The organism is Bradyrhizobium sp. LB11.1 (genome assembly GCF_040549385.1).
In the GTDB taxonomy this organism is placed as follows: Bacteria; Pseudomonadota; Alphaproteobacteria; order Rhizobiales; family Xanthobacteraceae; genus Bradyrhizobium.
On record NZ_JBEPTH010000013.1, the window covers coordinates 62636 to 86034 of the forward strand.

The following is a 23399-nucleotide window of genomic DNA, read 5'->3' on the forward strand; positions in this document are numbered from 1 at the left end:
CAAGTCGCTCCATCCGGGCTACAAGCATGCGGAACCTCTCTCCTCGCTTCGGTTTATAACCGCGCCCCCTCCTCTGTCCCAATCCCCCTCCGGAGCTTCACGAATGATTTCAGCCGACCGGCCGGCGACGCGGCTCGCCACGCGTCTCTCGTTCCTGGTCGCCGGCTTCGGCATGGCCTGCTGGGCACCGCTGGTCCCGTTCGCGAAGGAGCGGCTCTCGGTCGATGACGCCGTCCTCGGCCTGCTGCTGCTCAGCCTCGGGATCGGCTCGGTCGTCGCGATGCTCGCAACCGGTATCTTGATCGCAAGGCACGGCAGCAAGCCGATCATCATTGCAGGCGGGATCGGCCTCGCATTGGTTCTGCCCCTGCTGGTCATCGCGGGTACGCCCGTGACATTGGCGATTGCCTTGCTCGCTTTCGGGGCCGCGCTCGGCTCCATCGATGTCGCCATGAACATCCATGCCGTCGAGGTGGAGCGCGCGGCGAGAAAGCCGCTGATGTCGGGCTTTCATGCGCTCTTCAGCATTGGCGGTTTCGCCGGATCCGCAGTGATGACGGCGCTGCTGTCATTTCATCTCGCACCGCTCGCATGCGCATTGATCTGCTCCGTACTCATGCTGATCACGATGGCGCTCGCCTGGCCGCGGCTGCTGCGTTCGGCGCAAGCGCAGGACGGACCGCTGTTCGTGCTGCCGCATGGCATCGTGCTGTTGCTGGCGCTGCTGGCGGCTGTCACATTTCTGATCGAAGGTGCGATGCTCGATTGGGGCGCGCTGCTCGTCATCGGCACGGGCCTCGTCAGCGAGGCCCAAGGCGGGATCGGTTACATCGTGTTCTCGATCGCGATGACCGCCGGCCGGCTCGGCGGCGATGCCGTCGTGGCGCGCGTCGGTGATCGCGCAACGCTGGTCGGGGGAAGCCTGCTTGCTGTCGCAGGCCTTGCGGTGCTGTTGCTCGCGCCCAGCGCGGCCACTGCCATCGCCGGCTTCCTGCTCATCGGCCTCGGTGCTTCGAACCTCGTGCCGGTGCTGTTCCGCCGCGCCGCCATGCAGACCGCAATGCCTACGGGGCTCGCGGTGGCGTCGATCACCACTGCCGGCTATGCAGGCGTTCTGGTTGGTCCCGCCGGCATCGGCTTTATCGCCCACGCCGTCGGGCTGCCGACGGCATTCTGGATGCTCGCCGCGCTGATGTGCCTCGTCACGCTGTCCGCGCGCGCCGTGACCGCAAAATAGAAAGGCGCATCACGGCATGCCGTGACGCGCCTTGCAATGGATGTCGCGCGAACTTTACGCGCTGGCCTGGGTGACGAACTTCGTGTTGAGATAGCCCTCGATCGCCTCGAGGCCGCCTTCGGAGCCGTAACCGGAATCCTTGACGCCGCCGAACGGCACTTCCGGCAGCGCGAGGCCGTGATGGTTGATCGAGACCATGCCGCTCTCGATGTCGGCGCCGATCGCCTGCATCGTCTTGGTCGAAGTGGTGTAGGCATAGGCCGCCAAGCCATAAGGCAGACGGTTCGCCTCGGCAACGACTTCATCATAACTGCGGAAGGACGTGATCGGTGCCAGCGGGCCGAACGGCTCCTCGTTCATGATGCGGGCATCACGCGGCACGTCGGTGATGACCGTCGGCTCGAAGAAGAAGCCTTCATTGCCGATGCGCTTGCCGCCGGCCTGGATCTTTGCGCCGCGCTGAACCGCATCGGAGACCAGACCTTCCATGGCATCGACACGGCGCGGGTTGGCCAGCGGACCCATGCGGGTGTCCTTGTCGAGGCCGTTACCGACCTTGAGGCTCTTCGCTGCCGCGACGAACTTCTCGACGAAGGGCTGATAGACGCTCTCGTGCACCAGGAAGCGCGTCGGCGAGACGCAGACCTGTCCGGCGTTGCGGAACTTGTTCGCCGAGAGAATCTTCGCGGCGTTGTCGAGATCGGCATCCGCGAACACGATCGCCGGCGCATGGCCGCCGAGCTCCATGGTGACACGCTTCATGTGCAGGCCGGCGAGCGCGGCGAGATGCTTGCCGACCGCGGTCGAACCGGTGAAGCTGATCTTGCGGATGATCGGATGCGGAATGAGATATTCCGACACGTCCGACGGCACGCCGAACACCAGTTGGACGACGCCGGCCGGAATGCCGGCATCCGCATAAGCGCGCACCAGCTCCATGCAGCTCGCCGGGGTTTCTTCCGGACCCTTGACGATGATCGAGCAGCCCGCGGCGAGCGCGGCCGAGATCTTGCGCACGGCCTGGTTGATCGGGAAATTCCAGGGCGTGAACGCCGCGACCGGACCGACCGGCTCCTTGGTCACGAGCTGGGAGACGTTGCCCATCCGCGGCGGCACGATGCGGCCATAGGCGCGGCGAGCCTCTTCCGAGAACCAGTCGATGAGGTCGCCGGCCAGCATGGTCTCGCCCTGCGCTTCCACCACCGGCTTGCCTTGCTCCATGGTCATGACCGGGGCGATCTCGGCGGCGCGCGAGCGGATGATGTCGGCGGCCTTACGCATCAGCTTGTAGCGGTCGAACGGCGAGGTCTTGCGCCAAACCTCAAAACCGGCCTTGGCGGCCTCCAGCGCACGGTCAAGGTCCGCGCGCGAGGCGTGCGGTGTCTTGCCGATCGGCTGGCCGGTTGCGGGATTGAGGATGTCCTCCGACTTGCCGGAGGTGCCGTCGGTCCACTCACCGGCAATGAACATCTGAACTTTGGGGTACATCCTTGGCGTCTCCTGCATGATTTCCGCGGCGACAGGTTTAGCGCCCGCCGCCCAATAAGTGGGCGCAGAGCTACACCGAAAGGCGGGCCGCGGAAAGGGATCAATGAGGTCGCAGCCGCGCGCGGAAGGTATGCGCAAGGGGCGACACAACGTCGTCGTGATGCATCATCTTCCCCTCACACCAGGCTCGATTTGCCCCGGCTCAGCACCTCGCCCGCACCTTTGTCGCCGAACTGCCGATGTCTGGAATATCCGGCCCCACGACGCAAGGGCGGCTACGTCGCCGCCGGCGAGACTGAGGGTTCGCCACAGCGTGACCGCGACGGAGTCGAGCACGGCGATATCGAGCTCCCGTTCGAGCGAGGCCGCGAGCCCGGCACCATCAAGATTGGTGCAGAGGATGACAACGCCATCGGCCCCCTCCGCTGCCACCGCGCGGATCATGTCGGCAATCGTCGCGGGCGCGACCTCGCCAAAGGAGAAATTGTCGCGCAAGCCCAAATGCCGTTCCGCATGCGGGACGATCCCCTCCCCGGCCCAGACCTTGCCGATCCGCCGCTGCACGTCATCGGTATAGGGCGAGACGAGAGCGACGCGTCTGGCGTCGAGCGCACGGGCAGCCTCGATGCAGGCGAGTGTCGAGGTGGTCGCCGGCACGCTTGTGCGTTTCGTGATGGCCTCGCAAAGGCTCCTGTCGCGAGCGATCCCGAGCCAACTCCCCGACGTGCCGTTCCAGGCGATGGCGTCGACCTTGGCATCGGCCAGCAGATCCGCCGCCGGCAACATCACCGAGGCATCGAACTGGCTCAGCGCGGCGGCATCGAGCGCAATCTCGGTGACGCGGAAGCGCGAGAAATGGGCGGTAACGCCATCTACGCCATGCAGCATGGCGCTGGTGACGGGCTCCAGCACCGAATTGGAGGACGGCGTGATCATGCCGAGGCGTTTGCGCAAGATTGACATCGATCACGGATGCTCCATTGCGAAGGCGCGCTACGCGCCCTTCAAAGGATCATCCTCGCCCGCCGGCGCCTGCGCAACCGGCAATTTGCAGACTGCATATCATTTGTTCGACGGGCAATTCAGGCTGCAAAGGTCGCCCGCAACCGCCGCCAGCCGATGACGATGCCGGTGACGGAGAATACCAGGCCCAGCGCGCAAAGCCCGACGATCAGGACATCGCGCAGAAATGGACGCGCCATCAGGACAGGGAAATCCAGCGTGTGCAGCGCGCTGTAGAACCAGCGATAGGCCCGCCGCGAGGCATCCAGCCGTTGCAGCACGCTGCCGTCGGCGCCGTCGATGTCGAACCAGAGATCGCCGCAACGGGAGCGGTAGACCGGCGCGCCGGGGACGGTGGTCTGAGCAGCATAGTCGTCGTTGTCGGAAACGATGGACGCCGCGCCGCAGCCCGCCGCAAGACGTGTCGTCAAGCCAAGGACGTCCTGCCCATCCAGGAACGCCGCTTCCTGATTGCGGGCCGTCTCACCCGCTTTGATCAAAGTCTGACTGCCAAGGCCAGTCCGATCTCGCCGGTAGACACTGCCATTGAAGGCGAACCATTCGACTTCTCGGACCGACGACGACAAGGGCCGCTGATCAACGGATGGAGCCGTACTCCAGTCCGGCACAGCGTTCGTCACGCCAGACTCCGTCGAAGTCAATTGCCCGCGCGAGAACAGCCGGCCGTGATCCATGGAGAGCCAGCCGCTGAAAATCCAGGTCAGCACGAAAACGGTCGAAGCGAGCCCGATGATGTGATGCAGGGCGTGCCAGCCGCGATAAGGCGTCGAGATAAGGCCCCCCCGGATCCTGATCCTGACGACACCGAGCACCGCCCCCAGCACCGCCGCGATCAAGGCCACCAGCGACAGTGTCGAGACGATCTGGTCCCACAGCGACCAGCTGCTCCTGAGAACGGTCGGATAGATCCAGTGCACGACGCTACCGACCCAATTCCATCCCCGCTCGCTGCGGGCGGTATCCAGGACAATTTCGCCGGTACGCGACGAGACGTAGATCTCTGTCCCCGGCGCATTGCCGAGAGCTATGCGAAACAGAGGCCGATGGCGATCAAAACCGTTTGGGACGCTCCATTGATCGTAGTCCGCGTGTGCAGCGATCATTGCGTGCGCGGCATCGAGCCCGCGGCGATCGGCATATGCTCGCGCGATGGCGAGCGCGACATCGGGAAATTCCACCGACGCATCGGCCCCATCCGAAGCATGGACCGCTCGCACGCCTGATGGTCCCGACACCACATAGACCGGCCCGTCGCCGCGCTGGATCAGGCGAACGCGCGTGGCGTCCTTGATCCCACTGACGGCGACTGCGTCGATAGCCGCCGTAATCGCATCTCCGCGCGCTATCGGCGCGAGCCCGGCAAAGCGTTCCGCTTCCGTCAGCGACGGAAACGGAACGAAGTGCATCACGATTCCGCTCGCGAACCACATCGCGAACAGGAGGCAGAACGCGATCCCGAGCCAGCGGTGCGAGAGGACGATCGCGCCCATCATGTGATCAACGCCCTACCATTTGAACGCCGCGGAGATCTCATAGGTCCGCGGCACGCCCAGCAGGATCTGGTCGGGATAGAACGGGTCGCCCCAGATCGCGTAGCGCTTGTCGGCGAAGTTCCGCACCCGGAAGGTCAGGCGGGCATGGTCGACCGCATTGAACACCGTTTTGGGGATGTCGACGAAGGCGTAGAGATCGCCGACGGTGTAGGCATTCATGGTCACAGTGTTGGCGTCGGTGTTGTAGCGGTCGCCGACATGACGGCCGGTGATGCCGACCTCCACCGGCCATGGCGTAAAGAAGCGCTAGGACGCGCCGGCATTGGCAACGATGCGCGGCACGTTCGGCGGCGTATTGCCCGAGAACGAGCCGCCGACGAAATCATAATCGGCATAGCGCGCGTCGACATAGGCGATGTTGCCCCAGAGACGCAAAGGCTCGATCGGGCGGATCGATCCGGCGAGTTCGACGCCCTTGGACTCCTGACGTCCCGCGATGTTGAGCTGCATGCCGCCCGCCGCCGCGTAGACGTTCTTGCGCAGGATGTCATAGGCCGAAAACGACCACTCCGCCCTGTTGTCCCAAAACACGTGCTTAACGCCGGTCTCGTACGTGCGCGCGGTGGTCAGGTCGAGCGGCTGGGTCGGCGCGAGCAGGAAGATGTTGTTGGCCGAGATGTCGGCGCCGGTGGCGTACTGGCTGAAGAAGGTCAGGCCCGGAACGGCCTCCCACGTGTAACCGATGCGGCCGGTGACCGGTGCCCAGGATTTCGAGAACGGGAAATTCGCGTTCTCCAGACCGTTGACGTCGGTGGAGTTGCGGTCGAGCCCGATATGTTCGACGCGCAGGCCGCCGATCAGCGCAAAGGTCCGCGTGAGCTTCAGCCGATCCTCGAACGACAGCGCCTCGTTGTCGATACGCGCGGTCTGCTGCTTTGTGGTGAGCGAGCCGTAAAAGCCGCGGTCGAAATCGACCAGCGGGACATAATCATTCGGAAAATTTGCGGCACTCGGCCTGACGAAGTCGAGGTAGCTCGACGACAGCGTCGTGACCATGCGGTTGTCGAAGCCCGCGATATTGGCATCCCAGACCAGATCGGTGATGTTGCCGACGAGGCGCTGGCTGTGCGCGACATAGAAGCGCTCGCGATACACCTCGTTCTTGATCGAATCGAACGCCTCGATCTCGTTGTTGAACCAGGTGCGCTCCGCGCCATAACCGTAGGCCTGGCTCTTCAGCGTCAGGTCAGGCGCCAGCTTCAGCTCAAAGCCGCCGCGCAACCACACTTCTTGCGCGACATTTCGGTTGTCGAGAACGTTGTAGTTGGTGTTGAAAGTGCGGTCGTCGATCGTGATGGCCCCGAGATCAGTCCTGTTGAAGTAGCTACCGGAGACAATGCCGCTCGTCGCATGCGAGCCGCTGAAGGCCGCCGACACCAGCGGCGCCCCCCAATAGGCTTTTGAGCGGTCTTCGCGATACTCGATCGCGCCCCAGACCTTGAGGCTGTCGGAGATGCGGTAGTTGAGCTGGCCGGAGATGTCCAGCGTCTTGGTGTTGGTGTCGTCGGCAAAGCCGTTGAGCGTGGAGCGGCTGATATCGAAACGGTAGTCCAGTCCCTGGACGTTGGTGCTGCCACCGGAGCCATAATGCGCACGGAAGGAATTCAGGGAGTCATATGAAAAGTCGGCTTCGTTCCGGATCGCCCCGGTGTGCGGCTGCTTGGTGACGAAATTGATCGCACCACCGGCGGCGCCTTCGCCCGAGATCAGTGAGGCCGGCCCCTTCAGAAATTCAACCGCTTCGAGATTGGCGGTGTCCATGATCCGCGAGGTCATGTTCTGCGGGCCGATTTTGATGCCGTTGTAGAGCGTGTTGATCTGGCTGTTGGTGAAGCCGCGCATCGAGAAGGCCGAGGGCTCGGCCGGATTGTCGCCGGCGGTGACGCCGACCGCGCCCTGGGCCACGTCGGAGACGGTGCGATAGCCCTGCTCGCGCATGGTCTCGGCGGAGATCACCTCGACGGTCGCGGGCGTCTCGCGCACGGTCAGGCCGAGGCGCGAGGCGCTCTCGGCGACCGCATTGCTGTTGAGCGGCGTCGGCGCCGCAGCGTTCGGCACGACGGGCTTTGGCGCCGCCGTTACCGCAGCAGGCCTGCGCGCCGCCGCTCGGCGTGCGCTTGCTGTATCCCGGCCAGCCGGCTTGGCCTGCTTGCGGGATTGGGGGGGCGACACCTCGATCGGAGGCAAGGACTCGCGAGCCTGCTGCGCGTGAGCGGCATGCATGTCGGCGGCAACAAGCGGCGCAAGCGCGGCGGAGGCGAGCAGCAAACGGCGTGGTCGTACAATACGGATGGAAGACACGGTCTTGGACCTCGGTGTGACGTCAGTGGCACGTCACTGCGAACCAAGGTCCCATCTTCCGGCTTTTAGCCTTCCGATGAAGCCGAATGTCTGTACTCCCCGACCGACATCTTCGCGTGTGACCACGGCTGACGGCAGGTCTCCTGGCTCGCGGGTCGTGACCGCTTCGTCGCCTTCCCGGGACCGAGGACCCAGTGGCTTGTGACGAAGGATTCACCGCTTACAGTTGCGGGGGCAGCTACGGCATTGGGGACAATGTCCCCGCACCGCATTCCCTTTTCATCCCCTCTCGGGGAAACCGTCACCACCATCTAGGATTACGGCGTAGACGGAGTCAATGTGCCTGTTGCGGCGATGGTGCCACAGCGGCCAACTTCCCTGGGAGATCTGCATGGAAGGCGAAACCTTCCTCTGGCTGATACGGCATGCGCCCGTCGACGGCGTCAAAGGGGCTATCCATGCGAATGATGCGCCGGCGGACCTTGGCGATCGCGGGCGGCTCGAGGCGCTGCGCCGGTGTCTGCCGCGGGGAGCGGCGAGCTATGCCAGCCCGGCGCGGCGCACGGTCGAGACGGCACGCGCGCTGGGGCTTGAACCTGAATTGCTACCCGAATTCGGCGAGCAGGATTTTGGCGACTGGACCGGCCGGCGGCATGACGAACTCGGGGCTGATGGAGGCGAGGCCTATGCACGATTCTGGAGCGATCCGGCGCGTGGCCGGCCGCCAGGCGGGGAAAGCTTTGAAGAACAGGTCGCACGCGTGAGGCAGGGTCTCGCGCGGATCAGCATCGGGTCCGCAACGCTGGTCGTCCATTCCGGCACCATCCGCGCCGTGCTGTGCATCGCGCTCGACCTGACACCGCAAGCCGCCTTGCGCTTCGTGATCGATCCGCTGTCGCTGACCCGGATCGACCGGCTCGCGACCGGCTGGCGGGTTGTGTCGGTCAATCAGCGCATGGCCTAGGACGGCCGATCCGGCACATTGGCCTGCGCGAACGTCGCCATATCGTTGTGGAGGCTGCAGGCCGATCGCACCAGCGGCAGCGCGATGGCGGCGCCTGATCCTTCGCCAAGCCTGAGATCGAGGCTGATCAGCGGCTGCACGTTCAGCGCGCGCAGCACCAGCCGGTGCCCCTGCTCTGCCGATTGATGCGAGGCGAGCTGGAACGGCTGGCACGATGGATTCAGCCGCACCGCCGCGAGCGCCGCAACCGATACGATAAAACCGTCGATCAGCACGGGGATGCGCGCCTGCGCCGCCGCGATGATCGCGCCGGAGATCGCCGCGATCTCGAGCCCACCCACGGCGCACAAGATCTTTTCGGGCGCTGCACCCGCAACGCCATGACGCGCGATCGCCGCATCGATCACGCGCGCCTTGTGCGCACGGCCCGCCGCATCGACACCGGTCCCCGTGCCCGCGATGTCCTCGGCGCTGATGCCGAGAAGGCTCGCGGCGATCGCCGCCGAGGTCGTGGTGTTGCCGATGCCCATCTCGCCGAAGATCAGGAGATCGGGCTGATGGGCCTTCGCCCGCGCCACTGCGCGCTGGCCGGCTTCAAAGGCGAATGCCAGCTCCGCCGGCGTGATTGCAGCGTCGACGCTGAAATCGCCGGTGCCAAGGCGCGGCTTGTCCGTGACGATGCCCGGCATCGCCGCCTCGGCCAGCGTGCCGACATCGACGACCTCGAGGGTCGAGCCGAGCTCACGTGCCAGCACCGAGATCGCGGCGCCGCCGGAGGCAAAATTCGCCATCATCGCGATCGTCACCGCCTGCGGATAGGCTGACACACCTTGCGCGACGATGCCGTGATCGCCGGCGAAGATGATGATCGGCACGCGTGCGGCTCGAGGGCGTTCAGTCGCCTGCAGGCCGGCCAGCTCGATCGCGAGCTGCTCGAGCCGGCCGAGCGCGCCGGTCGGTTTTGTCAATTGCGCCTGCCGCGCGATCGCGGCCTCGCGATGAGCCGCGGAGATCTCGGGGCATTTCTGAGTAACCCAATCAGGGAGCATGCTGCCTCGCTTACGGCCTGCGCTTGAGAATGTAACTGTCCATGATCCAGCCGTGCCGTTCACGCGCGGCCTGCCGCGCACCGACGATGCGCGCGCCCACCTCGGCAAGCCGACCGGACATGATGATCTGATCGGCCATGCCGAGATAGGCGCCCCACCAGATGTAAAGCCCCGCCGGATCGAGCGACTGAAACGCCGTACCTCCGTCGAGCATCACAACGACTGTATCAACGCCCCCCGGCCAGCCGCCTTCGCGCAGGCGGCGTCCCGTCGTGACCAGAAACGGCTCGCCGATGTCGTTGAGCGGCAGCGCATGCACGGCACACAGCACCTGGATCGAGGTGATGCCGGGCACGACCTCGATGTCGGGCAACGGATTGAGCCGCCGCGCGATGCGCAGCGAGGAATCATAGAGCGAAGGATCGCCCCAGATCAGCAGCGCGACCTTGCCCTCGCCGCCGAGTTGACTTTCGATCGTCTGCGACCAGGTGGCGGCAACCGCGTCGTGCCAATCGTCCACGCCCTTGCGGTAGTCGGCTTCATCGGCGTCACGCACGGGAAGATCGAACTCGGCGATGCGCGTCGTGCCGTTGGTAAGCACGTCCGCGCAGATCGTCCGCCTGAGATCAGCAAGATCGGATTTTGCCGTCCCCTTCCGTGGGATCAGAACGAGATCGGCGGCATTGATCGCGCTGATCGCAGCGCGCGTGAGCTGCCCGGGATCGCCGCAACCGATGCCGATCAGGGCGAGCGTCATCATGACGAATTGCCCTCCGCCAGCGCGCCGAACATGATCACGGCCGCCGTGGACGCAGCACCGCCGCGCGCGAGCTGCTCGGCGAGCTCGGCAATGGTGGTGCGCACCAGCCGCTCATCGGTACGACCAAGAGATTCGGCGAACAGCGCCGGAGTGCTCGGTGAGAGGCCGTGCTCGATCAATTTCGCGACCATGGCCGGAAACGTGCGCCGGCCCATATAGACCACGGTCGTCGCATCAGGATCGGCCAGCGCCGCCCAGTTCAAATTCTGCGGCAGCTCACCGGTGACGTCGGCCCCGGTGACGAACTGCACCCGGCGCGAGGTGTGGCGCCGGGTCAGGGGAATGCCGGCTTGTGCAGCAGCGACGCAGGCGGAGGTGACCCCAGGAATGATTTCATAACGGATGCCGGCTTCGCGCAGCGTCTCGAGCTCCTCTTCGAGCCGGCCGAAGATGCCGGCATCGCCGGACTTCAGCCGCACGACGCGGACGCCCGTGGCGGCATAGTCGACCAGAAGGCGATTGACGTGGTGCTGCTTTGTTGACGGCCGCCCCGCCCGCTTCCCCACCGCGACGAGATTGGCGCCTGGGCGCGCCAGATCGAGGATCGCGCCGGAGGCGAGATCGTCATAGAGCACCACATCCGCCTCGCGCAGCCGCGCGGCGCCCTTGAGCGTGAGAAGCTCAGAATCGCCGGGGCCGGCGGAGATGAAAGTGACAAAACCGCTCACCGGTCCTCCGCGATCAGATGGAAGAACGTGCCGGTGGCGTGGCCGCGCCGCGAGCCGGTTTCGGCGATGACGGCGCCGGTTGCGTCGTGCACGACCGCCAGCGGCGTGTCAGGCTGGGCGACGATGGTCGAATAGTGAAACTCATGCCCGCGCAGGCGCGCACCGGCCTGATGCCCCGGCATGGGAGCACCGAGCGCGGCAAGGCGATAGCCCAGATGCATGCGGCGCTTGGCAAAGCTCGTCTCCAGTCCGAGCAGGCCCGTCATCTCGTGACTGATACCGTCGGCATCGGTCAGAGCAGTTCCCAGCACCATATACCCCCCGCATTCGCCGTGCACGGGCCGCGTCTCGGCGAAGGCGCGCAGGCCGCTGCGGAAGCGCGCATTGGCGGCGATCTTGCCGGCATGGAGCTCGGGATAGCCGCCGGGCAGCCAGCACACGTCGGCGTTCGCGTCGGGCGCTTCGTCCGCGAGCGGCGAGAACGTCGTGATCTCCGCGCCGGCCGCGCGCCAGGCTTCCAGCATATGCGGATAGACGAAGGAGAACGCGGCATCGCGGGCGAGTGCAATGCGCTGGCCCGGCGGCGTCACGTTCAGGCCGTTCGCCGCTGGTTGTACTGACCACGCGGCTGCGGATCGCAGCACGGCATCGAGATCGACATGCTCGGCGACGAAGCGCGCCGCCTCGTCGATCAGTTTTCCGATCTCGGCCTGCTCCTCGGCCTGCACCAGGCCGAGATGCCGCTTCGGCAGGCTGATCTCGGCATGGCGCGGCAGCGCGCCGAACACGGCAATACCAATGTCGTTCAGCGCGCGACGCACGAGGTCCTCGTGACGGGGGCTCGCGACGCGGTTGAGCACGACGCCGGAGAGGCGCACGCCGGGGCGGTAGTCGCGCAGGCCAGCGGCGATCGCCGCTGCGGTCTGCGCCTGTCCGGAGGGGTCGATCACCAGCACCACCGGCCAGCCCAGCATCTCCGCGATGTCGGCGGTGGCGCCGGTGCCGGAGACACCGCGCGCGGCAACGCCGTCGAACAGGCCCATCGAGCCCTCGGCGAGCACGATATCGGCATCAGTGCCCCGGCCGACGAGATGCGCGATGGTGGCGCGGTCCATCGCCCAGCTATCGACATTGACGGAGGCGCGGCCCGTGGCGACGGCATGGAAAGCGGGATCGATATAGTCGGGCCCGCTCTTGAAGCACTGCACGTTCAATCCGCGATTGCGCCAGGCGCGCGCGAGCGCCAGCGTCAGCGTGGTCTTGCCGACGCCGGAGGCCGGCGCGGAGATGACGAGCCCCGCCGGCATCACGGCGCCTCCGGAAAACGCGGCTCGACGCCGACGGGCCGATAGCGGCGGTCATAGTCGGCAGCATAGAGCCGGCTCTCGTCGAAATCCGCCGCACCGAGCGTCTTGCCGACCAGGATCAGCGCGGTGCGCTCCATCTGGCCGCCAATAGCCGTATCCAGCGTTGCCAGGGTGGCACGGACGATGCGCTGATCCGGCCAGCTCGCGCGCCAGACGATGGCGACCGGGCAGTCCGCGCCGCAATGCGGCGTCAGCTCGGCGATGACCTTGTCGAGCAGATGGATCGACAGATGGATCGCGAGCACCGCGCCGGTCGCGGCGAACGCAGCGAGCTTCTCGCCCTCGGGCATCGCGCTGGCGCGGCCGAGCGTACGCGTCAGCACGACCGTCTGGGCAAGACCTGGCAGTGTCAGCTCGGCCTCGAGGGCAGCCGCGGCCGCCGCGAACGACGGCACGCCGGGCGTGACCGTGAAGGGAATGCCAAGCGCGCGCAGGCGGCGCAGCTGCTCGCCCATCGCCGACCAGATCGAGAGATCGCCGGAATGCAACCGTGCAACGTCCTTGCCATCCGCATGCGCGGTTGTGATCTCCGCGACGATCTCGTCGAGCGACAGCGGCGCGGTGTTGACGATGCGCGCGCCGGGCGGGCAATGCGCCAGCACGCCCTCGGGCACCAGCGAGCCCGCATAGAGGCAGACTGGGCAGGCCGCGATCAAATCGCGCCCGCGCAGGGTAAGTAGATCGGCGGCGCCCGGTCCGGCACCGATGAAGTGCACCGTCATGCGCCGTCTCCTTCAGCGATCGCCGCGGTCGCAGTGCGATCCCGCGAGACAGCCCGCATTGCGATGAGCCGCGCGCGAGGACCGGCGGCTGCCAGCGCGGCCGCTTCGGCGACGGATCCCGTGCCGAATTTTTCTGTGATGAGTTTTGATTGCGTCGGCGTCGCGATACCGGCCAGAGTTTCGGCGGGGACGGCCTTGATCGGGACGCCACACTCGCGCGCGAGCAGTTTCAACGCCTCCGCGTCAGCCTTGTCGCTGACCGTTGCCACGGCCGCGAGGCCATCGGAACCGCCAGCAGCCGCGAGCGCTTCGCGCAACGAGTCCAGCGTGACATCTTTTTTGAATCCGAGCCCGGCGACCTTCATCGCACCGTACTCCACTGCACCACCGGGCGCGCCGCCTTCCAGGACCGGTAGCGGCCGAGCGGAGCGGCATGCGCAATCTCGACCCGCATCAGCTCACCGTCATGCTGCTGGTGCAGTTCGCCGAGCAGCGCCCCCGTCTCCAGCGTCACGGCATGCGCGACCAGCCGCGTACCAGGCCCAAGTTGCGACCAGACGGCATCGAACATCGCGCGTTCGAGACCGCCGCCGATGAAGACGGCATCCGGTGCTACAAGTCCGACAAGAGCCTCAGGCGCCTTTCCCGTCACCACAGTGATCTGATGCGCCAATCCGAACGCGGCTGCATTGCTACGGATGTTCGCTGCGCGGTTCCCGCGCGCCTCGACGGCGATCGCCGTCCCGCCGCACAGCGCCCATTCTACCGAGATCGAACCCGACCCGGCGCCGATGTCCCATAGTGTTCTGCCAGGGCACGGCAGCAGCGCCGAGAGCGCCAGCGCGCGTAACGGCCGCTTGGTGATCTGGCCGTCGTGAGCGAAGAGAACGTCTGGCAGGCCCGAACTGCGGGGCAGGCCCTGCGCCCCCTTCGCCTCGAGCGCCACCGCGACCAGGTTTCCCGTGGAAGCGCGTATATAGCTCTCAGCGCGATACTCACCGATTCGTTCATGTGGTCCGCCGAGCGCAGCGAGAGTCCGGAATGCCGACGCGCCCCATCCGCGTTCGCTCAGCCATCTTGCAAGATCAACGGCGGCCTTGCCGTCGCGCACGAGACAAATGATCCGCGCGCCCGATGTAAGATGCGGCACGAGACGCTCGAATGGCGCGGCATGAAGCCCGATGCAGACGGCGGATTCGAGCCGCCAACCTAGCCGCGCGGCCGCGAGCGAGAAGGTCGATGGCGCCGAATGCGCGATCCATTCTCTCGCATCGAGCCTCTCGGTAAGGCCTGCGCCGGCGCCATACCAGAACGGATCGCCGGAGGCCAGCACCGCCGTCGGTCGGCCGCGGCAGCCCAGCACAATGTCAGCGTCGAACGGCACCGGCCACGCGCGGCCTCGGCTTCCGACATCCGCCAGCGCAAGATGACGCTCGCCGCCGAACACGGTTTCCGCGTTGGCAAGCGCCTTTCGACTTGCATCGGACAGCCCGGCAAGGCCATCTTCGCCGATACCGATGATGGTCAGCCAGGGATCAGCCATGATGCGCGCCCTCATTCTGGGCGGAATTGCCGATGCGGGCCTGCTCGCGACGGAGATCGCGCGCGCGGGGATTGATGCCGTGTATTCCTACGGCGGCCGCACTCGCGCGCCTGCCGATCAGCCGTTGCGGACACGCATCGGTGGTTTCGGCGGCGTGGGCGGACTTGCCGATTACATCCGCCGCGAAGGCATCACGCATGTAATCGACGCGACGCATCCTTTTGCCGCCGAGATGAGCCGCAATGCCGTTGAAGCGTGCGCGGAAACCGGCACGCCACTGATTGCCCTGGAACGTACGCCCTGGACCAAAGCGCTCGGCGACAACTGGGTTGAAATCGGTGATGTCGACGCCGCCGCGGCCGCGCTGCCCGAAGCGCCCGCGCGCGTATTCCTTGCCATCGGCCGCCAGCACATCGCGCCGTTCGCGGTACGGCCGCAGCACAACTACACGCTGCGCTTCGTCGATCCGCCCGAAACGCCCTTGCCCTTCGCAGCCGATCTGATCGTATCGCGCGGACCGTTCACCCTTGATGGCGAGCTGGAGATGCTGCGCAAGCAAGGCATCGCGTGGATCGTGGCGCGCAATTCCGGTGGCGATGGCGCGCGCGCCAAGATCGACGCCGCTCGCCTGCTCGGCCTGCCCGTGATCATGATCACGCGACCGCAATTGCCCGAGCGCAAGCGGGTCGAGAGCATCGCTAAAGTGATGCAGTGGCTCGGTCATCGGACCTGCCTCGGCGCATAAACCCAGCGGCCGACGCGGCGCGTCTGCGAGTTTCCGATGATGACGAGCGTGCGCATGTCGGCCATCTCGGGTGTCGCGTCGTTCAGCGCGACGGTTTCGATCTTCTCATCGGCTGCGCTGACGGCGCGCGCAAAAATCACGAGACGGTCACCACAACCGGCTTGCTTCAGCACCGCGAGCGCGCGGCCAAATCCTTCCGGCCGGCTCGCCGAGCGCGGATTGTACAGCGCAATCGAAAAATCCGCTTCCGCAGCCAGCCGCAGGCGTTTTTCGATGACCGCCCAGGGCTTGAGATTGTCGGAGAGATTGATCGCACAGAAATCATGGCCGAGCGGCGCGCCCGCGCGCGCGGCCGCGGCCAGCATCGCCGTGATACCCGGCAGCACGCGGATCGGCAGCTCCTGATAGTGCGGCGCCTGCTCGAGCACTTCGAACACGGCCGACGCCATCGCGAAGACGCCGGGATCGCCGGAGGAGACGACGACAACTTGCCCACCTTCGGCGGCGAGCCGTAGAGCCTCATTCGCGCGCTGCAACTCTTCGCGGTTGTCGGACGGATGCAGTGTGAGACCGGCGCGAGGCGGGACGCGCGCGACATAGGGGGCATAACCCAGAATATCGGTCGCGGCGGCAAGCGCGGCGGAAACCTCCGGCGTCACCAGCGCATCACTGCCCGGTCCGAGGCCCGCGATGGTGAGCATGCCCGTCATTCGGCGCTGTCCGGATGCCGGCCCTTGCCGTGTACCAGCACGATCGCAAAGTAAGGACAATCGGCGGCATCGATTTCGGCGAGCCGCACGACGCGCTCGCTCGGCATGGTGCCGCGCTCGACCAACCAGGCGTCGCCGAGCCGGCCGGCGGACGCGAGCGCACGGTGCACCTTTGCGAGATTGCGGCCGGTTTTCATGATGACGAGTGCATCGGAATCGCGCATGCGGCGTTCGAGTTCGGCTTCAGGCAGCGTGCCCATCAGCACGGTCGTCACGTCGTCGCCGAGCGCGATCGGTTGACCAACGCCGTTCCAGCAGCCGACCATGCCGGGAATGCCCGCGATCACCTCGATCTCGACGCGGCCTTGCAGGCGCGTGTGCAGATGCATGAAGGAGCCGTAGAAATAGGGATCGCCCTCGCAGAGCACGACGACATCGACGGCGCGTGCCAGCCGCGCGAGGCGCTCGGCCCATTCGTCGTAGAAGCCCGCCAGTAGCTGGACATAGTCCGAGCTGTCGAAAGCGATCTCGGTGGTGACCGGATATTCCATGGGATATTCGGTGACGTCGCTTCCGAGCATGCCCCCGACGATGCGGCGCGCCTGGCCGGGCCGGCCCTTCTTGCGGAAATAGGCGACGTGCTTTGCGCCGCGCACGGTACGATCGGCACGCACGCTCATGAGATCTGGATCGCCGGGGCCGAGACCGCAGCAGATGATGCGTCCCATCGCTATTCTCTCCGGCTCGCGAGCGCATTCACGGCGGCGACCGTGATCGCGGAGCCGCCGAGGCGGCCTTCGACCGTCAGCGCGGCGATCTTCGGATCGGCCATCAATGCGGCCTTGGACTCGGCCGCACCGACGAAGCCGACCGGGCAGCCGATGATCGCCGCGGGCCGCGGGCAATCGCGGTCCTCCAGCATGTTGAGCAGATGAAACAGCGCCGTTGGCGCGTTGCCGATCGCAACGATCGCACCGTCGAGATGCGGCCGCCACAGCTCCAGCGCCGCAGCCGATCGCGTGTTGCGCATGGATTGCGCCAGCGCTGGAACAGTCTCGTCGCCGAGCGTGCAGATCACGGCGTTGGCCGCGGGCAATCGCGCGCGCGTAATTCCTTCCGACACCATGCGTGCATCGCACAGGATCGGTGCGCCCCTCTGCAACGCCGCCCGCGCGGTGGTCGCCATGCCGGGTGTGAAGCGAATATGCGCCTCGAGGCCCACCATGCCGGCCGCATGGATCATCCGCACCACGACCTGCTCTTCGTCCGGCGTGAAGCGCGCAAGATCCGCCTCGGCCCTGATGGTCGCGAAAGACTGCCGGTAGATCGCAGCACCATCGGTCTCGTAGATGTGCGGCATCAGTGCCCTCCCATCAGGATGGAGGGATCGCGAACGATATCGTCGCGGTCGAGCCCGCGCAGGATGGGCTCATCGCGGGTCGAGCCGCCGCGCACGAGATCGAATCCCGCGCCCGTCGCAACCAGCGTGATCGCGGCCGCGCCGGAATGGGCGCAGCCCTTGGCGCAGCCCGAGACGTGAAGCCACGAAGCCGCGCCGATGTTCGGCGCAAGCGCCGCGGCCAGCGCGCGGGTGTCGGCATGGGCCTCACGGCAGCGCGGCGCGCCGCTACAGGCGATGACACGCAGCGCCGGGTCGTAGGCCTCGGTGATCAGGCCGGAAGCGGTCGGCATCGTCCGCTTGCCCTCGCTCAAGACCATCCGCCACGGCGTCATCCGCAGCGCACGCCCGCAATCGGATAACTGGCTGAGCGTCGCGTGCGGCATCTGGCCGAAGGCGACGCCGACCATGGCCCCTTGCGGATAAAGGCCGGGACGCGCGGCGGCCATGACAGGTGCCGGCTCCGCCTCGCCGCGCAGCGGCAGAGGCAATTCTGCGCCAGCCGCAAGGTGCGTTGCCATGCGCCCTCGCCCATCCCTGACGCCGCCGGAGGCGACGAACCAGTCGGCAAAAGCGAGTGCGGTGGTCACGGCCTCGCCGCGCGCGGCGGCAACGCCGAACTTGGTGCCGTCCGCGCGCACCAACAAACCGCCGACAGCGTCACGCTCGATCCGCACGTCGGCGGAATTGCCGGCGAGCACGCGCGACTTGCCGTCGTCGATGGCGAAGCCGAATTTCGTGGGGAGTTCCAACGCACTGTCCGCAAGCGCCTCTTCGAGTTCGGCCGCAAGCGCCTGGGTCTCGTCGTCATCGCGCCAGAACGGTGTGACCAGGATGTTGCGGCGGGATTCGGTGCCGGCATCCGGGTCGAGCAACGCAAGTTGCGCAAGCCCGTCAAGCAGCGGCCGGTGGCTGCTCTCGCTGACGCCCCTGATCTGGAGATTGGCGCGGCTGGTCACGTCGATCAGACCATTGCCGTGGCGCTCCGCAAGATGCGCGAGCCCCGCGGTCTGGGCCGCATCGAGCCGCCCGCCAAACGGGCGGACGCGGACCACCAGCCCGTCGCCCGACTGCATCGGCCGCAGCGCGCCGGGACACCAGCCCTTCACCGAAGCCGCGCTCATGACGCCTCCTTCAGCGCAGCCGCAATCGAATTGCGGCGCGTCCGCCAGAGCGAGGCCTCGTGCAGGCGGGCGAAGCAAACTTCCATCCCGGCGAGCGCCGCCGGATTTTCACTGGCCATGAAGCCGCGGACATCGTCATTGCCGAGCGTCGCGTCATAATAGAGATCGAACAGATGTGGCGGCACGACGCCGGCGAGATGCGCGAAGGCAGCCATGTGCTCCAGCGTCGCGGTGATCTCGGCAGCGCCGCGAAAGCCGTGGCGCATCATGCCGGCGATCCAGGCCGGATTGGCGGCGCGGGCCCGGACGACGCGCGAAATCTCCTCGGTCAGCGTGCGCACGTGCGGCTCGTCGGGGCGGGTCGTGTCGAGGTGATAGAGCGATGGCCCGGCAGCACCGAGATGGGCCGCAGCCGCCGCTACACCGGCTTCATGCGCAGCATAGTCGGCGGCGAGCAGCAGATCGGTTTCCGGCAGATCGTGGACGTGGACGAAGACGTCAGCGGACGCGAGCCGCTGCTCGATGCCTGCGCGATTCGGCTTGATCTCTCCGTCGGCGGAGAACGCCCAGGACGATGCCGATAGCCAGGCCTCGCCCGCGGCATCGCGCGTTTCGGGCGTGAATGCATCCGGGATTGCCGAGAGGCCGACGCCGTAGTGTCCGGGGCGCGGGGCGAACACGCGCGAGGCGCGGTGGCGATAGGGATTTTCGTCACCCTCGTCTTCGCGCGTTGCGAGCGCCTCGACTGCGGCCTCGAACAATTGCGCAAGGCCTGAGAAGACATCGCGGAACAGGCCCGACACGCGCAGCGTCACATCGATGCGGGGACGGCCGAGCTCGGCCGGCGCGATGATGTCATAGCCGGTGACGCGGCCGGAGGCGTGGTCCCAGCGCGGCGCGAGACCTGCGAGATGCAGCGCCATGGCAAACTCCTCGCCCGCGGTGCGCATGGTCGCGGAGCCCCAGAGATCGACAACGAGGCCCCTCGGCCAATCGCCGTGATCCTGCAAGTGACGGCGCAGCAGCTCTTCGGCGAGTTTTATCCCCTGTGCATGGGCCGACGGCGTCGGCACCGCACGCGGGTCGACGGCGAAGAGATTGCGTCCCGTGGGCAGCACGTCCTGGCGTCCGCGATAGGGCGAGCCCGACGGGCCCGGCGCCACGCGCTGACCCGTAAGCGCGGCGCGCAGCGCGTCCCGCTCCGCGTCACCACAGGCGCCTCGGCCGAACACATGGAGGCCATCGCCGAACTGACTTTCCTTGAGGTCGCAGACGAAGCGATCGATCCGCGGGATCACTTCGGCCGGTGCGGCCGAAGCATCGAGACCGAGATCGTCTTCGAGACCTGCCGCACGCGCCTCATCGCGGATCGCGACGATCAGGCGCTGGCGGCGGGCGGGATCAAGACCGTCGGCAGTCGAATATTCATCGAGCAGACGTTCGAGCCGGCGCAGCCCTTCGGGTACCGTGGATTGTTCAAGCGGCGGCGGCAGATGGCCGATGGTGACGGCACCGATGCGCCGCTTGGCCTGCGCGGCCTCGCCGGGGTCGTTGACGATGAAGGGATAGATGACCGGGAGATTGCCGATCAGGGCTTCGGGCCAACACGCCGACGACAGCGCCACGGATTTTCCAGGCAGCCATTCCAGCGTGCCATGCGCGCCCATGTGCACGACGGCATCAATCCCCTGCCCGCGGAGCCAGAGATAGAACGCGACATAGGCATGGCGTGGCGTGCGGGCGAGATCGTGGTAGTCGGAATCGCGCGTGGTCACATCGCCGCGCTCGGGCTGGACCGCGATGATCGAGCGGCCGCTGGCAATCGCCGCGAAGTGGATCGCGCCGTCGCGGCAGTTTGGATCGTTCTCCGGCGCGCCCCAGGCTTGTGCGAGATCGTCTTGCAGGATTTGCGGAAGACGTGAAAGTGCGGCGTGGTAGTCGGCGACGCTCCAGGTCAGGCGCTGCCTGAGCAGCGTCTCGCCAAGCGCTTCAACTGGCGAAACATCGAAGCCAGCCTCCGCCAAATCGGATACCAGCGCCTCGACCGAGGCGAGCGCGTCGAGACCGACCGCATGCGCGATCTGGTGCGGACGGCCCGGATAGTTCGAGAGCACGATGGCCAACCGCTTGTCGGCGGCCGGTGTCTCCGCAAGCTGCCGCCACGCCGCAACGCGGGCGGCGATGGCTTCCACACGCTCCTCATCCGGCCTGTGAGCCAGATGCGAAAACTGTAGATCCGGGTCGCGCTCCGCAGCCGATTTGAAGCTCACCACGCCGGCAAACAGCCGACCGTCGACCTCGGGTAGAACCACATGCATTGCGAGGTCGCCGGGCGACAGGCCGCGCAGCGACTCCGTCCAATCCTCGCGCCGCGCCGATGAGAGTGCTACCTGAAAGACGGGGCATGGTGCAGTATCGAACGGCGTCGTGCCGTCATCGCCCATCGCCGAGAACGCCGTCGCATTGACGATCGTCGCCGGAGGGTTTTTCGCGAAATACGTCCTCAGCCAACCCGCGACGCCCGCAGCCTTCAGCGAGGTCACGAACACGCCATGCGCGTCAAAGCCCTGCTCGCGCAGCGCCGCGATCAACGCATCGACCGGGCCGGTGTCAGCTGCAGTGAGATAGGAACGATAGAACGCCACCAGCGCTTGCGGCTTCCCCTCGCTCAGTACCGGCGCCGCAATCACATCGCGTGCGGGATCGTAAAAACCCATCTCAGGCACGGTCATCTCACCGACGACCGGTCCGGCATAGAGGCCCGACGCCAGTGCGAGCTGCGCGATCGCGGCTTGCGCCGCAACGGGACCACCGGTGTCGCAGAGCACTTTCAGCCGGCGCAACGTCGAGACCGGCAAGGTGGAATACGCATCGAGCCGCGTGTCGTCATGACCATCGGCCGGCAGCACGGCGAGCACGATGTTGCGATCCTTCGCGAGTTGCTGGAGCGCCGCAAGGCCATACGGCCAATAGGACTCACCGCCGATCAGACGCACCAGAATGCCGCGCGCCTGCGTCAGCGTGCGTTCGATATAGGTATCGACCGAGAGCGGATGACGGAGCTCCGCGAGGTTCGCCAGCCGCAGCGACGGCAGACTGTTGCGGCCGCGCCGCCAGCCCGCCGCGAATGCGGCGAGATCGGAGTCCGAATACGAGAGCACCACGAGATCGGCCGGGTCCTGGCCGATGTCCCTAGGCGTCGCGGTCTCCTCCAGACCGCGGCTCTCGCGGAAGACGACGTGCATCAGACTCCCAATCCCGCCTTGATCGCGGCATCGTCGATATCGCCATGCTCGCCGATCACGACGAGTTTTGACTGCCTGTTGCCCGCGCCCCAGGGCTTGTCGAACTGGTGGCGCACGCGCTCGCCGACCGCTTGCAACAGCAGGCGCATCGGCTTGCCCGCCACCGCGATATAGCCCTTGACGCGCAGCACGTTCTGCTCGCGCGCCAGACGCTGGACGGATGCGACCAGCGCTTCGATGTCGGTCACCTCAGGAAGATCGATCACGACGGAGGCAAAGTCGTCGTGCTCATGATCCTCCTCGCCGTCGTGATGCGAGGGGCGCGCGGCGAGATCGTTCTCAGCGGCGGCGCCGAGGCCGAGGATGACGCGCGCATCGATGGCACCGTCGGTGATGGGCAGCATCGGCACGCGGCGCGGCATCTCGGCAGTGATCACTGCCTTGGCGGCTTCGATGCCCGCAGTGCCGGCGAGATCGGCCTTGGTCAGCAGCACGATGTCGGCGCAGGCGATCTGGTCCTCGAACACTTCCGACAACGGCGTTTCGTGATCGAGATTTTCGTCGGCCGCGCGCTGCGCTTCGACCGCATCCGGATCGGGCGCAAAGCGGCCCGCGGCGACGGCCTCCGCATCGGCGAGCGCAATAACACCATCGACGGTGATGCGCGAACGGATCTCCGGCCAGTCAAATGCCTTGAGCAGCGGCTTCGGCAGCGCCAGCCCCGAGGTCTCGATCAGGATGTGATCGGGCCTCACCGGACGCGACAACAACTTCTCCATGGTCGGAATGAAATCGTCGGCGACGGTGCAGCAGATGCAGCCATTGGCAAGCTCGACGATGTTCTCTTCCGGGCAGTTCGCATCCGCGCAGGACTTCAAGATCTCGCCGTCGACGCCCTCGCTGCCGAACTCGTTGACGAGCACGGCGAGCTTCTTGCCGTTGGGATTGGCGAGGAGATGCTGGATCAGCGTCGTCTTGCCGGAGCCGAGAAAACCGGTGACCACCGTGACAGGGACTTTTGCGAGCGAGTTCATTCGGCGGCCTCTGGCAACACAGCAATGGGGGGAATGCGGGCAAGCGATTGCTTACGGAAGATTTCGGGACGGCTGCGCCAGGGCACGAGGCCGTCGGGCGTGGCGGCATAGGCGGCAGCGCCCGCAACCACATCCTGCGCGTTGGCGTCCGAGAGACGGCCGTAGACATAGGACCAGCGGCCGGGCGCACTGAGCGCAACCGAGCAGCCCTGGCTGCATGCAGACAGGCATTCGACGGGAATCACATTGACGCCGTCGGGCACGCCGGCCTCGAGGATCGCGCCATGCAAGCGCTTGCCGGGCGTGACCTCGCCTTCGCCGGGCGTCTCGCCGGCGCGGCAGGTGATGCAGACGTGAAGTGTGACGGTCATCGCCTCTTCCAGAAGTATCAGCGGGAGGCGAAGAGG

At 66.5% G+C, this 23399-nt stretch carries 20 protein-coding genes, 1 pseudogene and 1 riboswitch; of the genes and pseudogenes, 3 read left to right on the forward strand and 18 right to left on the reverse strand.

Translation table 11 applies throughout. From position 1 onward, the window contains the following. Positions 1 to 103 precede the first annotated feature (103 nt). Entirely contained in the window at positions 104 to 1237 is a 1134-nt protein-coding gene (locus tag ABIA96_RS28185; RefSeq protein WP_354140302.1) for an MFS transporter, read from the forward strand. Between the two features lie 54 nt (positions 1238 to 1291). On the opposite strand, the gene ABIA96_RS28190 is transcribed toward ABIA96_RS28185, so the two are convergent. The 4 genes and pseudogenes from ABIA96_RS28190 to ABIA96_RS28205 form a co-directional block, all read right to left on the reverse strand. Then, on the reverse strand, positions 1292 to 2725 hold the full coding sequence (locus ABIA96_RS28190; RefSeq protein ID WP_354140303.1) for an NAD-dependent succinate-semialdehyde dehydrogenase: 1434 nt from the start codon (positions 2723 to 2725) through the stop codon (positions 1292 to 1294). A 165-nt stretch (positions 2726 to 2890) separates the two neighbouring features. Continuing rightward, entirely contained in the window at positions 2891 to 3688 is a 798-nt protein-coding gene (locus tag ABIA96_RS28195; RefSeq protein WP_354140304.1) for a maleate cis-trans isomerase family protein, read from the reverse strand. 119 nt (positions 3689 to 3807) lie between these two features. Beyond that, a complete protein-coding gene (locus tag ABIA96_RS28200; RefSeq protein WP_354140305.1) occupies positions 3808 to 5241 on the reverse strand; it encodes a PepSY domain-containing protein in 1434 nt (477 codons plus the stop codon). Positions 5242 to 5253: 12 nt separating this feature from the next. Then, positions 5254 to 7602: pseudogene (locus tag ABIA96_RS28205) on the reverse strand (TonB-dependent receptor). A 116-nt stretch (positions 7603 to 7718) separates the two neighbouring features. After that, a riboswitch (cobalamin riboswitch) is annotated at positions 7719 to 7920 on the reverse strand. A gap of 73 nt (positions 7921 to 7993) precedes the next feature. Here ABIA96_RS28205 and ABIA96_RS28210 point away from each other — a divergent pair. Then, positions 7994 to 8566: a histidine phosphatase family protein gene (locus ABIA96_RS28210; protein ID WP_354140306.1), complete on the forward strand. Its 573-nt coding sequence runs from the start codon at positions 7994 to 7996 to the stop codon at positions 8564 to 8566. On the opposite strand, the gene cobT is transcribed toward ABIA96_RS28210, so the two are convergent. From cobT to cbiE, 7 genes are read right to left on the reverse strand one after another with little or no spacing between them, the layout of a single operon-like run. Beyond that, complete coding sequence (gene cobT, locus ABIA96_RS28215) at positions 8563 to 9615, reverse strand: nicotinate-nucleotide--dimethylbenzimidazole phosphoribosyltransferase (RefSeq protein WP_354140307.1); 1053 nt, start codon at positions 9613 to 9615, stop codon at positions 8563 to 8565. The genes ABIA96_RS28210 and cobT overlap by 4 nt on opposite strands. 10 nt (positions 9616 to 9625) lie before the next feature. Continuing rightward, entirely contained in the window at positions 9626 to 10375 is a 750-nt protein-coding gene (gene cobF, locus ABIA96_RS28220; RefSeq protein WP_354140308.1) for a precorrin-6A synthase (deacetylating), read from the reverse strand. After that, entirely contained in the window at positions 10372 to 11103 is a 732-nt protein-coding gene (gene cobA / locus ABIA96_RS28225; RefSeq protein ID WP_354140309.1) for a uroporphyrinogen-III C-methyltransferase, read from the reverse strand. Before cobA ends, cobF begins: the two co-directional genes overlap by 4 nt. After that, positions 11100 to 12410, reverse strand: a complete 1311-nt coding sequence (locus tag ABIA96_RS28230; protein ID WP_354140310.1) for a cobyrinic acid a,c-diamide synthase CobB — start codon at positions 12408 to 12410, stop codon at positions 11100 to 11102. Before ABIA96_RS28230 ends, cobA begins: the two co-directional genes overlap by 4 nt. Continuing rightward, positions 12410 to 13192, reverse strand: a complete 783-nt coding sequence (cobM, locus tag ABIA96_RS28235; protein ID WP_354140311.1) for a precorrin-4 C(11)-methyltransferase — start codon at positions 13190 to 13192, stop codon at positions 12410 to 12412. Before cobM ends, ABIA96_RS28230 begins: the two co-directional genes overlap by 1 nt. Then, on the reverse strand, positions 13189 to 13557 hold the full coding sequence (locus ABIA96_RS28240; RefSeq protein WP_354140312.1) for a cobalamin biosynthesis protein: 369 nt from the start codon (positions 13555 to 13557) through the stop codon (positions 13189 to 13191). Before ABIA96_RS28240 ends, cobM begins: the two co-directional genes overlap by 4 nt. Further along, on the reverse strand, positions 13554 to 14735 hold the full coding sequence (gene cbiE / locus ABIA96_RS28245; RefSeq protein ID WP_354140313.1) for a precorrin-6y C5,15-methyltransferase (decarboxylating) subunit CbiE: 1182 nt from the start codon (positions 14733 to 14735) through the stop codon (positions 13554 to 13556). The genes ABIA96_RS28240 and cbiE overlap by 4 nt, the downstream gene beginning before the upstream one ends. On the opposite strand from cbiE, the gene ABIA96_RS28250 reads away from it, so the two are divergent. Further along, positions 14734 to 15480, forward strand: coding sequence for a cobalt-precorrin-6A reductase (locus ABIA96_RS28250; RefSeq protein WP_354140314.1), 747 nt, complete (start codon positions 14734 to 14736; stop codon positions 15478 to 15480). The two genes, cbiE and ABIA96_RS28250, sit on opposite strands and share 2 nt — an antisense overlap. On the opposite strand, the gene cobJ is transcribed toward ABIA96_RS28250, so the two are convergent. Genes cobJ through ABIA96_RS28285 form a run of 7 tightly spaced genes read right to left on the reverse strand, consistent with a single transcriptional unit; the run spans position 15456 to position 23363 of the window. After that, on the reverse strand, positions 15456 to 16190 hold the full coding sequence (gene cobJ / locus ABIA96_RS28255; protein ID WP_354140315.1) for a precorrin-3B C(17)-methyltransferase: 735 nt from the start codon (positions 16188 to 16190) through the stop codon (positions 15456 to 15458). The genes ABIA96_RS28250 and cobJ overlap by 25 nt on opposite strands. Next, positions 16187 to 16918, reverse strand: coding sequence for a precorrin-2 C(20)-methyltransferase (locus ABIA96_RS28260; protein ID WP_354140316.1), 732 nt, complete (start codon positions 16916 to 16918; stop codon positions 16187 to 16189). Before ABIA96_RS28260 ends, cobJ begins: the two co-directional genes overlap by 4 nt. A 2-nt stretch (positions 16919 to 16920) precedes the next feature. Next, complete coding sequence (locus ABIA96_RS28265) at positions 16921 to 17550, reverse strand: precorrin-8X methylmutase (protein WP_354140317.1); 630 nt, start codon at positions 17548 to 17550, stop codon at positions 16921 to 16923. Then, positions 17550 to 18713 carry a precorrin-3B synthase gene (cobG, locus tag ABIA96_RS28270; protein WP_354140318.1) on the reverse strand — a complete coding sequence of 388 codons (1164 nt, stop codon included), beginning with the start codon at positions 18711 to 18713 and terminating at the stop codon, positions 17550 to 17552. The genes ABIA96_RS28265 and cobG overlap by 1 nt, the downstream gene beginning before the upstream one ends. Next, positions 18710 to 21958: a cobaltochelatase subunit CobN gene (gene cobN, locus ABIA96_RS28275; RefSeq protein ID WP_354140319.1), complete on the reverse strand. Its 3249-nt coding sequence runs from the start codon at positions 21956 to 21958 to the stop codon at positions 18710 to 18712. The genes cobG and cobN overlap by 4 nt, the downstream gene beginning before the upstream one ends. Next, positions 21958 to 22992, reverse strand: a complete 1035-nt coding sequence (gene cobW, locus ABIA96_RS28280) for a cobalamin biosynthesis protein CobW (protein ID WP_354140320.1) — start codon at positions 22990 to 22992, stop codon at positions 21958 to 21960. The genes cobN and cobW overlap by 1 nt, the downstream gene beginning before the upstream one ends. Beyond that, positions 22989 to 23363: a DUF1636 family protein gene (locus ABIA96_RS28285; RefSeq protein WP_354140321.1), complete on the reverse strand. Its 375-nt coding sequence runs from the start codon at positions 23361 to 23363 to the stop codon at positions 22989 to 22991. Before ABIA96_RS28285 ends, cobW begins: the two co-directional genes overlap by 4 nt. Positions 23364 to 23399 lie beyond the last annotated feature (36 nt).